This window comes from Microbulbifer maximicatervae (SeqCode), assembly GCF_052468295.1.
On sequence record NZ_CP174340.1, the window covers coordinates 4,571,461 to 4,586,938 of the forward strand.

General features: G+C 39.4%; 11 protein-coding genes. 3 read left to right on the plus strand and 8 right to left on the minus strand.

Annotated elements, in window-relative coordinates:
- The 5 genes from ACJJIQ_RS20295 to ACJJIQ_RS20315 are packed head-to-tail and all read right to left on the minus strand — an operon-like array spanning nucleotide 1 to nucleotide 8,695.
- Nucleotides 1-1,239: a glycosyltransferase family 2 protein gene (locus tag ACJJIQ_RS20295; protein WP_444918633.1), complete on the minus strand. Its 1,239-nt coding sequence runs from the start codon at nucleotides 1,237-1,239 to the stop codon at nucleotides 1-3.
- Nucleotides 1,236-3,338 (minus strand): glycosyltransferase, encoded by a 2,103-nt coding sequence (locus tag ACJJIQ_RS20300; protein WP_413663862.1) that lies wholly within the window; start codon nucleotides 3,336-3,338, stop codon nucleotides 1,236-1,238. The genes ACJJIQ_RS20295 and ACJJIQ_RS20300 overlap by 4 nt, the downstream gene beginning before the upstream one ends.
- Nucleotides 3,339-3,351: 13 nt before the next feature.
- Nucleotides 3,352-6,483: a glycosyltransferase family 4 protein gene (locus ACJJIQ_RS20305; RefSeq protein ID WP_445362871.1), complete on the minus strand. Its 3,132-nt coding sequence runs from the start codon at nucleotides 6,481-6,483 to the stop codon at nucleotides 3,352-3,354.
- Nucleotides 6,473-7,450 carry an SDR family NAD(P)-dependent oxidoreductase gene (locus ACJJIQ_RS20310; RefSeq protein WP_445362872.1) on the minus strand — a complete coding sequence of 326 codons (978 nt, stop codon included), beginning with the start codon at nucleotides 7,448-7,450 and terminating at the stop codon, nucleotides 6,473-6,475. The genes ACJJIQ_RS20305 and ACJJIQ_RS20310 overlap by 11 nt, the downstream gene beginning before the upstream one ends.
- Before the next feature lie 15 nt (nucleotides 7,451-7,465).
- Complete coding sequence (locus ACJJIQ_RS20315; protein ID WP_413663865.1) at nucleotides 7,466-8,695, minus strand: NAD-dependent epimerase/dehydratase family protein; 1,230 nt, start codon at nucleotides 8,693-8,695, stop codon at nucleotides 7,466-7,468.
- Between the two features lie 409 nt (nucleotides 8,696-9,104).
- Here ACJJIQ_RS20315 and ACJJIQ_RS20320 point away from each other — a divergent pair, with 409 nt between their 5' ends.
- Together ACJJIQ_RS20320 and ACJJIQ_RS20325 are read left to right on the plus strand one after the other, a co-directional pair.
- The gene (locus tag ACJJIQ_RS20320; protein WP_413663866.1) at nucleotides 9,105-10,451 is read left to right on the plus strand and encodes a methyltransferase; all 1,347 of its coding nucleotides are present in this window, start codon (nucleotides 9,105-9,107) and stop codon (nucleotides 10,449-10,451) included.
- Nucleotides 10,452-10,475: 24 nt separating this feature from the next.
- Complete coding sequence (locus tag ACJJIQ_RS20325) at nucleotides 10,476-11,474, plus strand: hypothetical protein (protein ID WP_413663867.1); 999 nt, start codon at nucleotides 10,476-10,478, stop codon at nucleotides 11,472-11,474.
- 78 nt (nucleotides 11,475-11,552) lie between these two features.
- Here the strand turns inward: ACJJIQ_RS20325 and ACJJIQ_RS20330 are convergent, their stop codons facing one another.
- Entirely contained in the window at nucleotides 11,553-12,191 is a 639-nt protein-coding gene (locus tag ACJJIQ_RS20330) for a glutathione S-transferase family protein (RefSeq protein ID WP_445362873.1), read from the minus strand.
- A gap of 115 nt (nucleotides 12,192-12,306) precedes the next feature.
- Complete coding sequence (locus ACJJIQ_RS20335; protein WP_445362874.1) at nucleotides 12,307-12,735, minus strand: VOC family protein; 429 nt, start codon at nucleotides 12,733-12,735, stop codon at nucleotides 12,307-12,309.
- A gap of 239 nt (nucleotides 12,736-12,974) precedes the next feature.
- On the opposite strand from ACJJIQ_RS20335, the gene guaD reads away from it, so the two are divergent.
- On the plus strand, nucleotides 12,975-14,369 hold the full coding sequence (gene guaD, locus ACJJIQ_RS20340; RefSeq protein WP_445362875.1) for a guanine deaminase: 1,395 nt from the start codon (nucleotides 12,975-12,977) through the stop codon (nucleotides 14,367-14,369).
- 1 nt (nucleotide 14,370) lies between these two features.
- Here the strand turns inward: guaD and ACJJIQ_RS20345 are convergent, their stop codons facing one another.
- On the minus strand, nucleotides 14,371-15,357 hold the full coding sequence (locus ACJJIQ_RS20345) for a hypothetical protein (protein ID WP_445362876.1): 987 nt from the start codon (nucleotides 15,355-15,357) through the stop codon (nucleotides 14,371-14,373).
- Nucleotides 15,358-15,478 lie beyond the last annotated feature (121 nt).

Here is a 15,478-nt window from a genome sequence, read left to right on the forward strand (position 1 = left end):
CTACCTGGTCCGGCGACGTCCTCCCAGCTTATGCCAGAGAATGGCGCGATAGATTGCGACAGGCAGTCTAAAGATTCCCGTAACCAGCCACCAAAATGACTCATAGATGGCAATCGTCTGATCCACTAATGGATGATCCTGGTCGAGCCTTTCTGGATAGTGATCGTGTCGTAATATGCCTCGATGAAACAGAAATCTGCGTAAAGGCCGGCTCAGTCGCCAACTAAAAGACTTGGTTATACGGTTTAAGTTATCGGCGAGAAAGCTCTCAGAGGCTATCTTTTGCTGTGTGAGCAGTTCGAAATAGTGGCTTTTGGACTTATTTTCGTTCTGCCAATCAGTATCAAAATCCATCTTTGTTAGCCAATCGCTTTCCCCGAATCCATCTATCTTGCGCAGATCCGATGTGTATTGAGGGATAGTTATCTGATTTTTAATGATGGCCTTGGAAATACGATATACATCAGCATTCATCCGGTCAGGGTTCTGCAATTCCCGAATCAGCCTTTGCTGAAAGCCTGACCGAAATTTGAAATGGAGAAGATGAGCGCAATTTTTACTGAGAGGAACCGGCGTACATGAGTGGGTTGAACGTAAATATTGAAAACCCGCCCGCCAATAAACCAGCGGAATTTTATAGGATTTAACAAAGTAATCAGAAATACCAGATATTTGCGCTCTGGCTTTGGAGCGAATTTCAAAAAAAGGAAAAGCTAATATGCTTTTTTTCTTAAAGCTTTTATAAGATACATAGTTAGGCGTTGATTCCATTAACTCGGAAAGATTTCTTATATCATATGTATTCCCTTGAAGGTTGTCGCTAAAGAAATCTATTAGTGGAGTATATAGAGCAAAAGCTAATTCACCCTGCATAAGCTGAGTCATAACTTTCAGGGAAGCTTTACCTGAAATTTCAGGTAACCAGAGAAACTCATCAGCATCTACCACAAGAGTCCATTTTCCCTGGCAATAATTCCGGGCAATTCGGTTAACCCAATCTACACCTGCGTTTGCCTGGGGGTAGCCACAATCAACTTCGTATAGCTGGACATCATTCTGCTTCAGTAGATAGCTTACCGAGTTATCGCTACTTCCCGTATCCACCAAATGGAAACATGTCACACCTAAAGACCGGTAATGGTCAAGAAAAGCTGGGAGAATATCCAATTCATCTCGGAAGATACAAATAAGAGGGAAGCGTGTTTCACTAGCACTTTCAATGTACTTAACTACTTTCAAACTTTCACCCTAGCGAATTTACGCAGCCTTCGAATCGTTCGCTTTAAAAACCCTGGCTTATATTTTCCCCCTTTATTTTTTTTGGCTTCTTTTTGCTGTTTTCTTAGTAGTAGGAGGCTTTTCTCTTCCGAGTCGAGCCCTTCAAGGTAAGGACTTATTTGCCTGAAATCTCCTTCTTCTTGAAGGTGATTTCTGGATTTCATAGAGTTGTCACCGGTGCGATAGTAATATAAAGGATCAGGATAATAGGATACATTTTCCTTTGCTAAAATTAGCTTGCTATAGAATTCAATATCATCCTTACCTGTTCTATATCTCTCTGTATAACCTCCGTGATCTCTAAACTTAGTAGCTTTTATCAGACACGTCGCATCACCGACTATATTTACTTTCGTTGCCCAGGCTCTAGCTGGCCCCATAAAACGAATTTGAGTTCCGAGCATACCTTCTGGAGTATTAGGTGCCCCCTTGCCGCTGAATCGGATAGAGCTACAAGTCAGGCAATCAATATCTGCAAAAGTTGCCGCGCTAACCAACTTATCTACCATTTCCGGCATCATGACATTGTCATCATCAAAAAAAAGTAGATAATCTCCGCTTGCATTTTGTGCTGCAGTATTTCTAGCAGCCCCTACATATCGGTTTTCTTGGTATACAAACTGCCAGCCCTTCTTCTGATAGTGACTTTCTATAATTTCCAGCGCGTGTAGCGCTTCTTGTGAATGGCTACCATCATCAACCACAATAACTTCTATGTTCTTATAAGTCTGATCTTCAACACTTTTTAACGCTTGATAGAGAAAGTCTGGACGCTCAAAATGAGTTACGCATATAGAAACCAAGGGATCATGCCTATTGGAAGATCGGGCGTTTTTAATAATTGAATGCTCTTGGCCATGCCACTTATTCCACACATCTAGCGACTTCTTAAGCCTCTGGTGTTTTATACCCGGTGCAGGAAGTTTCTTTACATGTAATTCCAACTTTCTCGCTAAAGCAATATGATTTGGCTTGAAGAGGATTTTTTTTCCATTTTCGTCATCAAGTAACTCTCGAGTACCACCAGTATCAGCAGCAATAAATGGTACTTTAGTTGCAAGGCATTCGTAGACAGAAATCGGAGAGTTTTCTAACAAAGCTGGAATAACAGCCAAACGTCCTTCTCCACTCAAATACTCTACAGCCTGTATAGCATTACAATCATTCATAAAGGAGACGTCTGTACTCCAATGCTTTTGGTTTTCCTCTATGAATTTTCGCGCATCAAATCGATAAGAGTGTCCTCCCAAAAAAGTAATCGATGGTAATCTAACTCCTCTTTTAGCAAGAGTGTTTAATGCATTTACAAAAAGAATAATCCCCTTGCGAGGCTCAAGCCGCCCGAAAAACACCCATTCTTTTGTCTCCAAATTACTACTTTTTATGGCTTCATTATCAGATAAAAGATCGTCCAAAAATACATTTGGCCAATAGTAACTGCGCTCAGGCAGGCGGTATTTATTATTTTCCATCCAGCAGACTAAGTGTTGACTTCCACAGATCAGAGTATCTGCCATCTCGGCACTTCTACGCTCCATAAATACCCAGCCCAATTGCCGTTCCTCTTTAAGGAATTGTTGATTACCTTCGGCAGACCAGAGTGTTGGGGAAGAACCTTTAACAGCAAAATGTATATCTTGGAATGCAATACCAAGACTCTTGGCAAGTAACGCTATATAACCCATTCCACGCCATTCTGAAACATGGACAATATCAAAGCGATCATTTCGCTTGAGCCATTCATAGGCTGCATAGGGCATTGCCATAGTACGAGCCATTGTCGTTTTGGCTAGCGCTTGCGGTGCAACACCATGAAATTCAACATTGAGTTTTGCAAAAAATTTTTTTGTGATTTTCATTTTCACAGGATTTTTTGCTAAACCATTAACGAAACAGATGGTGACTTTGTGACCAGATCTCTGCAGAAAAATAGCCAAATGAAAGTAAGCCGTTCCAATACCACCATTTTTTATTGGACCAAATATATCCTCCGTTAGTATGCATATACGTTTAGATTTCTGAACAGCTTCAAGGCGTATATCCTCGTGAAGCTCTTTCATTATTCAAGCCACCTTAGATCGCGACTAACATTTGTTTAAGATAACGCAATCGGCCATTTCGTAAGACAAGTCCATTTTCCTTAACACGTACGGTAATTTCTGAGTTTTCCTGCTTTATTTCAGGGGTTAATGAGAACCGGAATCCATACCAAGCTAGTTTCGGGTTTCGAGTACCGAAACGTTCTACATAACGATTAGCCGTGGCTTCAGCTACAATATTTCCGTTCACCTCTAAGACAATCACTAAATTTTTAGCTATATTGCTTCTATCCCATGCCCATCCCTCAAGAACCCGTGGATCGAGTGCAAAAAGCTCTCGCGGTGGAATTGACCCCTTAATAGGTGAGCCAGTATATCCCTTAAATATACGTTGTAAGGTAGTACCTGATTTTTGAATCACAGCCTGAAAACTAAACTTGGGTTTAAATTCAGTTTCATTGATTTTTCCCTGCTCATGGATAATTTTTGCAATATCATGTTCAGGCTCATCCTTACCTTCTACTGTATAATCCTTGTCTACAAACTCTCCTACCTCTGCGTGATCTTGCCCATATAAAGTGGTATCTTCAGTATCTATCCCTTGAGTACTTTCAGCTGTGTTATTTTCCGATTTAGAGAAGAAACTCCAGGTATATTTTTGGTTAAATATCTCCTCAACTGCTACCTCATTAAGTATTGGACTTCCAGAGATAGCTGCAAATACATTTTTAGAAAGTTTTATAACCCGTATAAAACGGGTGTAAGTCATTTCTTGATCTTCTAACAGAAACTTAATATTAAATTTTTCACCTTCTTCCCATTTATCTGGAATTGGGAATCTATGTAAAGTAAGTTCATTATCTTGTAGCTCCAAAGAAATTGACTGGGGCTCGCCATTAACGATTAATTGCCTATTTCCCGGACCTTTGGCTACACAGAGCAAATGGGAATTTCTCTCGTCCAAACCTACAACCACCCTCGGATTACGGTTTTTCATTTTACGAGGCCGGTCGGCATGTAAAAGCCACACGGGTTCCTCATCCAAACGATTCTTATCCCGATAAAGTGCTGGTCTTAATTTAGCTCCAATAGGCTGAGCTGAAGGAAGAAGGGCTAGTTTACGATAGGCAATATTATCATTTTCAATCAACGACATTGAGCGAAGATAGACTGAGTTAGCGTTATTTCGAGATTCTTCCAGTTCTTCTAAATAGTAATCGCTCCGAAGATGGCACTCAGGAATAACCATCAATTCAAACCCAAATTCTTTGTTCGCCCTTAAAATATATTCTTGTACCAAACCGTAGCGAATATCATAAGGGAGTATTGACCCCACCTTGCTTGATACCAGTTTTGGAATACAAATAATATTTGTGCCTATAGCATTTCCAAAGCTGATCTCAGACACGATATCTACACCTATCGGCATTACCACCTTGTTTTCAGGTAGAGATAAAAAGCTAGTGATTATGAATTCATGATTTATTTGAAGAGTTTTGCGTAACTCACCACAAAATTTTCCACCTAACCGAGAGGATGTACCATCACAGAGAATGCAAGCATCTAGAGTACTTTCAGAAAGACTTTTTGCCAGTGCAATCCCTGCTGGAAATCCAATGAAATCCACCAAACTACAATTGAGACCGGCTTCCAATAGAAAGTTAGAAGCTCTCTCAGCAATATTTTCAAGATAGGGATCAATTAATAAAAACTTGATGGAGTCGGGTCTATCAACTAAAAGTGCCTCAGAAAACTCCATAACACTCTCAGTATCCCGCAATAGAACAACCACTTCTAGGGTCGGTAGCTCCATCTCATTAGAAGCTGTTAAGGTGGGCAAGCCTGTAATCTTGGTGATCGCTTCAGCACCACTATACTGCTTAAAAAGATCTGCTAAGTAGGCATGAAAACCATACCAAACTTGAAGGTTATAATTGTTATCAAAACTGGAATGCGCAATCCTATGCCCATTCTTCAGTACCTCTTCTAGCCTTTTCGCAAGCTCAAATGCGTAGGGTGCGATAAGACAACTTTCATGGTCTTCTTTTGCGATAAGTTCTGGAGTTCCCCCTACTCGCGTTGCAATAAAAGGAATATTATTCTCTAGTGTTTCATATACTGCCATGGTGGAGTTTTCAATCAGGGAGGGCATTACCGCTATCATATCCCTGGAACATAAAAAAGAGAGAGCTTCCGGCTGGTTATAATCTGTGATGCAATTGACTTCAAAACTCCAAGTAGATGCTTTTCGCTCAATATAGTCCGCAACCTTCTCATTGTTTTGATTAGGTAAGGCTTCACCATATTTACCTAGGAAATTAACTCTGGTAGGACAATTCCCCGTCCGCTCAAGTAAATCCAGAGCGGTACAAAAGAGCTCCAATCCTTTCCGCATTTCCAAACGACCAAAGAAGGTCAATTCGTTAGTGCGAACTACATCACCAGGCTGTCGATTAATGCGTTTATCATCAACGGGAACTTCAGAAAAATCGAGAATATTTGGCTGAACATAAGTTGATGTTGGCAGCTTATAGCCGACATAGCGCATAAAGCAAAGTAGGTGTGCGCTACCACCAATTACCATATCCGCAAATTCAACACATTTCTGCTCGGCAAAACTCGCTGGTAACAGCTCCCTTTTTACCAATGGCTGCATTTGATAATGACGATTCCAGAGGTGCGGGGACGATGTCTTTACAATAAATAAAGTATCTTTAAACGCCAAACCCAACTTCTTAACCATTAACGCATAAATTAATCCACCTCGCCATTCGGAAGTGTGGATAACATCAAAACGTCTCTGTTCAATTAACCAGCGGTATGCCGCACTATATCGTCGCTGCCAACTCTGTGAGGGGCCGATTATTGTTTCATCCGTGTGCACCAAGTAGTGCAGTGAAACACCAAAATTGGAATATTCCTCAACCCAATACTCAGGTGTTTCATTCTCAACTGTTTCACCTTTTAAGTAGAGCACATGTACTTCGTGCCCATGTGCTGCCAGTCCTTTCGCTAGGTGATAGTAGGTTGAAGCAATCCCTCCATTTCTCACCGGACCTAGGATTTCTTCTGTGGCTATACAAACTCTGAGCTTCTGGTCCGACTCAAAACCTGCATAAGTATTTAAATCAGGGAATGATTCTACTGAAAATTTGTCAATCTGCATTCTGTAGGGCCCTCTGCGAGAGGCTAGGCTTCAGAACATCCTCCTTATTGACAAAGTAATCCCATGTAATTTGAATACCGTCTCTTAATGATACCTCCGGCCTAAAGTCCAAGTACTGTTTTGCTTTAGTAATATCCGTATAGTTATGGCGCACTTCACCTGCCCTGAAAGGGTGGTTAGCTATTTCAAGATCTTCATGGCAGCCCGAGACATCCCTTAGTAAACTAATTACTTCGTTAATTGACGTCGGCTGGCCGCTACCCAGCTGAAATACCCCATTTTCTCTCTTTTCCAGAGCCCTAATTATTCCCTGGCAGAGATCGCCTACAAAAATAAAGTCTCTAGTCTGATAGCCATCTCCGTAGACATCACAGACCTGTCCTTTCAGAATATTTTTAATAAAGGCTGCTATCACACTTCCTTTGTGAAAGGAAAGCGGACCATAAACATTAGAGAATCGTAAAGAAGTTATTGATAATCCATAACTTTGAGAATATGCAGAACAGTAGGCCTCTGCTGCAGCCTTAGACGCACCATAAGCCGATGCGGGATTCACTGGCATTAATTCGTGTACTGGTGGATCAGCTTCTCCAATGATCGCCCCACCTGTAGAAGCATTAATGAGATGTCTAACCTCATACCTTCGCATTGCTTCCAGAAGATTGACAGTCCCCTGTACATTTACTTCAAAATTATAGACAGGGTTATTTATTGAATTAATAACACGTGTATCTGCAGCTAAATGTATAATAGCATCAGCTTGCTTTACAGCTTCATCTACGTCCCGTTGATTTCTAACATCTCCTCTAATAAATTGGTGAGGTATTCCGGCTAATGCTGCGGTAGTGCCAGTGACCTCATTATCTAAAACTAAAATTTCGTCATATAAACTCAAAGTACTGAGATATTTGACTAAATTTGAACCTATAAATCCACATCCACCAGTAATAAGGATTCGCGTAGACATAGCTAAAGCTACCCACTAGGAAATGGTTTCAGTAACTTCACTAGTTTTTTCCCGATAGGAAATATCGGCAAGTTTATTACCTTTTGTCCAATAAGAAACGCAAGGTATTTTTGTATGATCAGCCCGATCTTGATATTGCATTGTTATATCTGTAATTTCTTGCAGAAGGCTATCTTTAATAAGAATCGGCTGCCATCCAAATGAACGAAGTAAATCATTTTTTACATTGAGATCATTTCTCTCTGCCTCCTTCCTAGGGTTTGGCAGATAACTTATTTCACAGTCTGTCAGTGATTGAACTAATTGTGCAAGATCGGAAAGTGTTTGCGTTTCCGCCATCTGATTGAGAATCAGTGGCCGTTCACCGAGCTCCGGTGGATGTAAAAGTGCCTGCTCAATACATTTGCAAGTATCAGAGATATGGATAAATGCGCGAGTTTGACCACCTGTGCCATGAACAGTCAGTGGGAAACCGACAGTCGCTTGCATTAGAAATCTATTTAGGACTGTGCCGTAGTCCCCGTCATAATCAAAACGATTTATCAGACGCTCATCCAAACTAGAGAGTTCAGTCTGCGTTCCCCAAACAATCCCCTGGTGAAGGTCAGTAATACGAAGCCTGTCATTTTTCGCATAATACTGAAACATCTGCGAATCCATCGTCTTGGTCATATGGTAAATGGAGCCGGGATTAGGCGGATAAACGATAGAGTCTGAAATTTGACGATTATCAACTGTCTCTATTTTTACATCCAAGTAACCTTCAGGTATTGGTATGGGCTCCTCATGGCCGTAACCATACACTCCCATTGTACCGAGGTGAACCAAGTGAATATCAAGCTGCGTCTCTACAATCGCATTGAGAATATTATGAGTACCACAAATATTATTAGCGATCGTATAATTTTTAGTAGAGCTGCTTTTCATCGAATAGGGCGCAGCGCGCTGCTCACCAAAATGAACTATACTATCTGGCTTTTCCTCCTCTAAGAGATTTACAAGATCGTTAAATTTCTGGGAAACATCCAACTCCACAAAGCGAATAACCTTTCCCGTTAATTCAAACCAGGTATCAATACGCTCTTTCAGTTCTCGAATCGGTGTTAATGATTCTACATTGAGCTCACTATCAATTTTTCTTCTAGAAAAATTGTCAATAATAATAACTTCATGACCTAAATTACTCAGATGTAATGAGGTTGGCCATCCACAAAAGCCATCGCCACCGACTATTATCAGTTTCAAAAAGCCACCTCCACAAGTTTTGCCAACCAGGCCGTTGGCAGATCAATTTATTCAGGATTGAGGTGTTATCGTCTGCTGCTTAATTGGATAACGTGAATCTTACAAAATCCAATTTATAACACAGGCTTTCCAGCTTTACCGATTATACGAGTTAGCATCCGCGCCAACTTTTATAGATTGCACCTTGAATAGTTTTCTCAGAGAAAATAAATTTATTATTTGACAGCTCCAACTTTCACATTTATGAATATTTTCATAGCTTAAGAAAATCAGTGCTAGCTGCGAGCATGTACTCAATAATAAGCAATCTTATTATATTTGATTTAAATCGAGCGCAACTGCACCTATTTGCAGCATGCAAGTCAATATCCACGCCAAAAAACCTGGTTACCATTACTTGGAAAATTAAATGTCTACTTTAGAAATCAATCAGCTGGATAACTTTGAACAAGGGAAGCAAGCTGCATTAGCTGGAGAAATAGACCTGGCGAGAGAGTTATTGCGTCCAATTGCCGATCTCAACCCTTTTCATCCGGCTACTTATTTCCTGTGCTATGCCGAATCAAAAAATGGGTCGATTCTAAATTGTGATAAGTATGCGCTGACCTTCATCTCAAGACATCCACACCATGTAGGCATGAGAATAATCTCCGCTATGCTAAATATAGCTAAAGGAGACATAGATCAAGCTGAAAAAGATATAAAAATAGCAATCAAGTGCAATCCAGAACATAAACGAGCTCTGAAAGTCTTTGACCAAGTCAAACTGATACGAATCGAAAATAACGCCAGGGAAGCGATTGAAATTTTAGACACTTCCCGTTCTCACCCTGCATTTTCAAAACTTTCCCGCTCAAAGGCAGCAAAACAACTAAAGAAAATAGAACCTTTAGAAGATTGGGATAATCATGAATTGCAAGCTAAAATCGCATTTTTCCACAACTGCACTAATATACGCCATGCACTGAAGAATTTTGATTCGGATCTCATCACTAGTGCCGTTGAACTCGGCTACTGCTCATGGCCAAGAAAATTACATAAATATGTACAAGGGTGCAATGTTTTAGATGTCGGTTGTGGTTTTGGCGGCTATGCCATGGGCTACCTCTGTGCTGGAGCAAACAGTTATACCGGTGTAGACCCAGCAATGTCTTTAGACTCCAGGAGGGTTCGCAATAAAAGGATAAGAAAGTGGGTTAACGCTCCAATGTCCGGCCAGGACATCATGGATTTAATCCCGGATATTGATCTACGCCAGTGCTCTACCCGCGATCTCGTCGGCATAAAGACCTTTGATACGGTTTGCCTACACAATGTCACTGAGCACCTATTGGAAATTGAGGGTGTATTCGAGGATATTGCGGGGTTGTTAACCAAAGGAGGAAAAATTATATTTCTGCATCACAACTTTTATGGCTGGAGTGGGCACCATATGCCTCCTCATAATCCATCAGTTTTGGATGAAGGGAATCCAGATCATCTTAAGTTTTGTGATTGGAACCATATTAATATTGTTCGCCATTTGCCACATGACCACTATTTACACACACATCTAAATCGCATTCGAATCGATGAATTACGCGCATTAACACGTAAGTATTTTAATATCGAAACCTGGGAACTACAGCCTTCCCATAGTAATGTTTTAGAGCGTTTAACTCCGGAAATAGAGACCAGGGTAAGAGAAGAAATTCCTGATATTACACTGGATGAAATGAAGACAAATGTTGTTTTTTGTGTAGCTTACGCTAAGTAATCAATTTTTTTCCGGAGCAAAATAATGTACGAAATTGATGATGCGGAAATTGCAAGGGGTTGTTATGTACACCCAGAAATTTCATTTTCTAAAACTGAAGTTCCACAGAGCGTATTTGAGACACCAGGAATGGTTTCGATTGCCGAACGCAAATTACTCTATTCATTGGCGTCAAAAAACTTCCAACAAAAAGGGTATATTGTTGATGCCGGAAGCTTTATGGGAGCATCTGTGGTTTCTCTCGCACATGGGTTGATGAGTAACTCAGATTTTTCAAACAACAGAAATTCAAATATATTGGATAGTAAACCTATTAGTAGTTATGAATTGGGTTTTCTACCTAAACCTGCAAATGGTTCGGATCGTGTTTGGGAATGTGATTCACTAACCTATAAATTTGGAGAATCTTTTGTTCCTATTCTAGAAAATAGCATTTCTCCATTTCAGTCATTGATAGAACTAAATATCGGTGATTTTAATGAGTTTTCCTGGCCTGATAATCCAATTGAAATTTGTTTTATTGACGTATGTAAAACTCAGGACCTAAATAAACATGTTTCAGCAGAGTTTATGCCAAAGCTTATTGAGGGAGAATCATTTTTCATTAATCAGGATTTTTTCTTTGACCGTTTGCCATGGATTAAAGTAACCATGGGATATCTTGAAGATTATTTCGACTGGTATGGGCAAGTATTTTCAAGTTCAATCTATAAGTGTAAAAAACCAATTCCTAAGGAAGTAGCTGAATACGACCCATTCACCGAGGCTAGCCTAGAGGAATGCTTGAAACTCCACGATAATCATCCTAAAGAACATCTAACAGATGCTCATAAATTGAGAATGTGTTTGTCTCGCTCATATCTTATTGCAATGAAAGGGGATAAAGATGAAGCACTAGATTATCTCAAAGTAGTTGAAAGTGATTATGAGCATATGATGGATGAAAATACTTCTATAGACAGAAATGATCGTTTTCGATTCAACAGAGCTGTTCGGCAAATAAAAAGCGGAATTTTTAGTTGAAAACTAGTATTTGGGATAAATTAGAAAGGTCAGAAGTATAATTTCTGACCTTTTAGTTCAAAAAAAATATATTTAAATTTAAGCGGGACTTATATTCATGTCTTTTCCCAAAGCTACATCAAGTTCATGAGCACGCTGAAATGCTTTACGGTGAGATAAACGAGTTACATACTCCTGATACTCTTCACGTTTATCTATAGTTCCAAACTGTAACCCCCATCCCAGCTGTGCACCAATATATACATCTGCTGCTGTAAAACGTTTTCCAATAATATACGGGTTTGATTTAATTGCACTAGATAGTGTATCTAGTGCAAGTTTGTAATTACCGTAACCCAACATTTGCTGTTTATCTTTAGCCATATCTTCATCAAAGATATATTTATTCACAATGGCAGACTCCAGAGGTCCAGCCGAATAAAACATCCACCGGTAATAATTGGCACGCTCTTCGTTATTTATCGGAGACAAACCTGAATCAGAAAACACATCTGCCAAGTAGACACATATTGCTGCTGCTTCAGTTATTATTTTGTTGTCATGCACTAGTGTTGGAACTTTCCCCATGGGATTCACAGAAAGATACTCTGGCGATTTCATGTCTTCGCCATATTCAAGTACTTTGGTTTGATAGGGTACCGCTATCTCCTCTAACATCCATCGAACAATACAGCCTCTCGACTGAGGGTTCGTATAGAAGATGATTTCATTTTCCATGTCAATATCCCGAATTTATATGGAGACATAAATTTTAGCTAGGCAAGTATCATTTCTTCGAGAGATTTACATGTCAAGTTGTTAAGTAGAAGTACAATCTATTTGCTTGGACAATTCACTCGGCTAATTCAACAGTTATATTCTCTGGACCCAAGAGAAAAGCTAATTTTTTATCTTGATATTCCAATATTCCACTTCTTGTGCTAATTCCTTGCTTCGATAAATACTCTAAAGCCTCATTCAAATTATCTACCTTCAAACACAGATGGTTATAACCGGGCCTTGCCAAGTCAATTAGTGATGGATTAGTTTTAACCACTGGATTTCGGTAGTGAAGTAGCTGTATCTCGAACTTCGGAGATGACTGCTTTAGTACCATCGTAAAATGATCTGCTTCTACGTTATCGACCTGAAGATACTGCGACGCTTTTTCTCCAGTTAGAAAATTTTTGAGTAGAAGCTCAAAACCCAGCAATTCAAAAAAACTGACACTTTCCTCTAATTTCGTAACAACTACTGTTACGTGATCTGGATGTTTAAACATGGATTGATAGCCTTCAATCTAGATTTAAGTACAAGTTTAGATGGAATTGATTAAGTTTTTTCCAAATACAAAATATACAAATCAAATTTCTGTATTTTTAAGTAGGTTATTACTCAATATATAATTTAATTTGTTATTTTGTATTCCAGCTCCTATAGAGACAACCGAAATAAATTTGTCACATTATCTTTCAAGTGCTAAATATATAGGTTTGCTTATTGTTTTAACGGAGTGAACTGGTGGTCGAAACTTTATCCCTAAGCAGCAGTATAAAGTCCAATATAGCTAAATTATTTCTATTACTCTCAGCCTCTAGCAACTTTGTTTATGCAGAGACAACTATATATCAAGGTGACATACTTCATTTTACTGCCGACCCGGCGAAGACTAGTAAAGCTTATGAATATATTGAAAATGGTGGATTAATTGTCAAAGATGGAATAATTGCCGAGATAATTTCTGAAGAAGAAATTTCGAAAAAACAAAGAGGCGCAGAGATTGTAGATTATCGCGGCAAGTTAATACTTCCCGGCTTTATCGATTCTCATATTCACTATCCACAGACGGGAATGATTGCGGCTCATGGCGAGCAATTATTAGAGTGGCTTAAAGAATACACCTTTCCAACTGAAAGTAAATTTTCCGACAAAGAACACGCGAAGGAAGTTGCAGAGTTCTTTATTAGTCAGTTGCTAAAGAATGGCACAACATCAGCACTTGTATTTGGTACCGTTCACCCAGAGTCTGTAGATGCTCTCTTTGAAGTTGCTCAACGGGAGAACATGCGACTAATTGCAGGCAAGGTACTGATGGATCGCAATGCTCCTGAATACCTGCAAGATACGCCCGAAAGTGCCTATTCCGATAGCAAGAAGCTAATCGAACGTTGGCATAATAAGGATCGATTGAGCTATGCCATTACTCCAAGATTTGCCCCGACAAGTACTCCTGAACAGCTTAAGCAGGCAGCTAAGTTACTAGATGAATATCCCGATGTGTATATGCATACCCATGTTTCCGAAAATAAGGATGAAATTAATTGGGTAAAATCATTGTTCCCAGAAGCAAACAGTTATCTTGATGTTTATAACATATATGGATTAAATCGGGACCACTCAGTGTTTGCTCATGGTATTTATCTGGATGACCAAGAGATGGAAAGTATGGCTTCAGTAGGTAGCGCTATAGCTTTTTGCCCAACATCTAATCTGTTTCTAGGGAGCGGATTATTTCCGCTTAATAGAGCTGAAGAAATCAATGTTAGTGTGGGCCTGGGAACCGATGTAGGAGCCGGCACCAGTTTCTCGATGTTAGAGACTATGGATGAGGCCTATAAGATAATTCAGCTACAAAAATCCATCGGCAATAACACCGGAGTGAAAACCCTCTCTCCATTAAAAGCATTTTACCTTGCTACGTTGGGATCTGCCAAGGCATTAGATATTGATGACAAAGTCGGGAGTTTTGAGAAGGGTAAGGAAGCTGATTTTATCGTAATTGATTTAAAATCTACCGATTTAATGAAATTTAGAATGAAGTCGGCTATAACCCTCGAAGAGAAATTATTTGCACTTCAGGTGCTCGGTGATGACAGGGCTATACATAGCACATATATAATGGGAAATAGAAAATAGTTCATCTAGAGCTTGATATCGCATTACCTATTTTTCGGTATTCTTCTTGTATTCGATTTAGGTTATCAACCCCAAGGTAGTACTCTTCACCATCGCCAAACATACTCTCCCAAACAAAAGGGTATATGGCAATTACCTTGGGGTTTCCTATCGCAAAGTCATAAGCTTGCCTAGCCTGGCTAATTAATTGTGGCTCTGTAATGCTACCGAAGGCTCTATTCGATGTTTTAAAAGCTCTCGGGATAAGATAATAATTTGCATCTAAATGTGATGTTCTTGTCATTAGTTTTTCGACTATCTTATTTTGAAAACTTACTCCTACGTAATAATTGACAGCAAATAGATTATATTTTTTTGGTACCATTTCCTCAAAACGTGATCTTCTGACCGTTTCATTCATAAATGTAATTGCTCTTTTTGCTTTTGGAAAACTATCTTTAACTAGTTGAGCGATCTCTTCAAGATAGAGCTTAAGCGTTATATTACTTAATTTTGAGCGATAAAATGGTTCATCTAGCGGGTCAAAGGCCATTATAATATCGCTAAATGGCTCTAACTGCCTCTTTGCTCTTTCCCAGCGTTCAAGATAATCCTCTCTTTTCCTATAGGTAGGATAACCATCAAAAAATATAGGTGCTAGTTGTATCCAAAGCTTTAATCCATGACTTCTGGCTTCTTTCATTATATCTATGTCATAGTAATATACGTCTACAAAAGTGGTGAATGACGCAACTTGAGCAATTTCATCTATTGTCCAACCGGAATGAAAAAATCCAAAATCCGTTAGATGCTCTGGCACAATATTACCTGGATTTATAGCTGTCGATGACACAATGTTTCCATGCAAAAAAATGCGTTCTGTTTGCTTCAAGTTAGCGCCCAAAGTAGGGGGGCTACCCTCAGCATGTGTATTTTTAGAAAGAGCATATAAAACAACAAAAGTGAAAATCAATACGCCAAATGCCAAGTGCTTCATCGTTGAAAACATCTTTAATATGAATCCATAAAGTTTCATTAGTTAGTGTAGCAACAAGGTACTCTATATAGCTTTCTATTTTATATGTGAACTTAACTATCAAGTGAGACAGTTATTATATTTATCGTCCTTT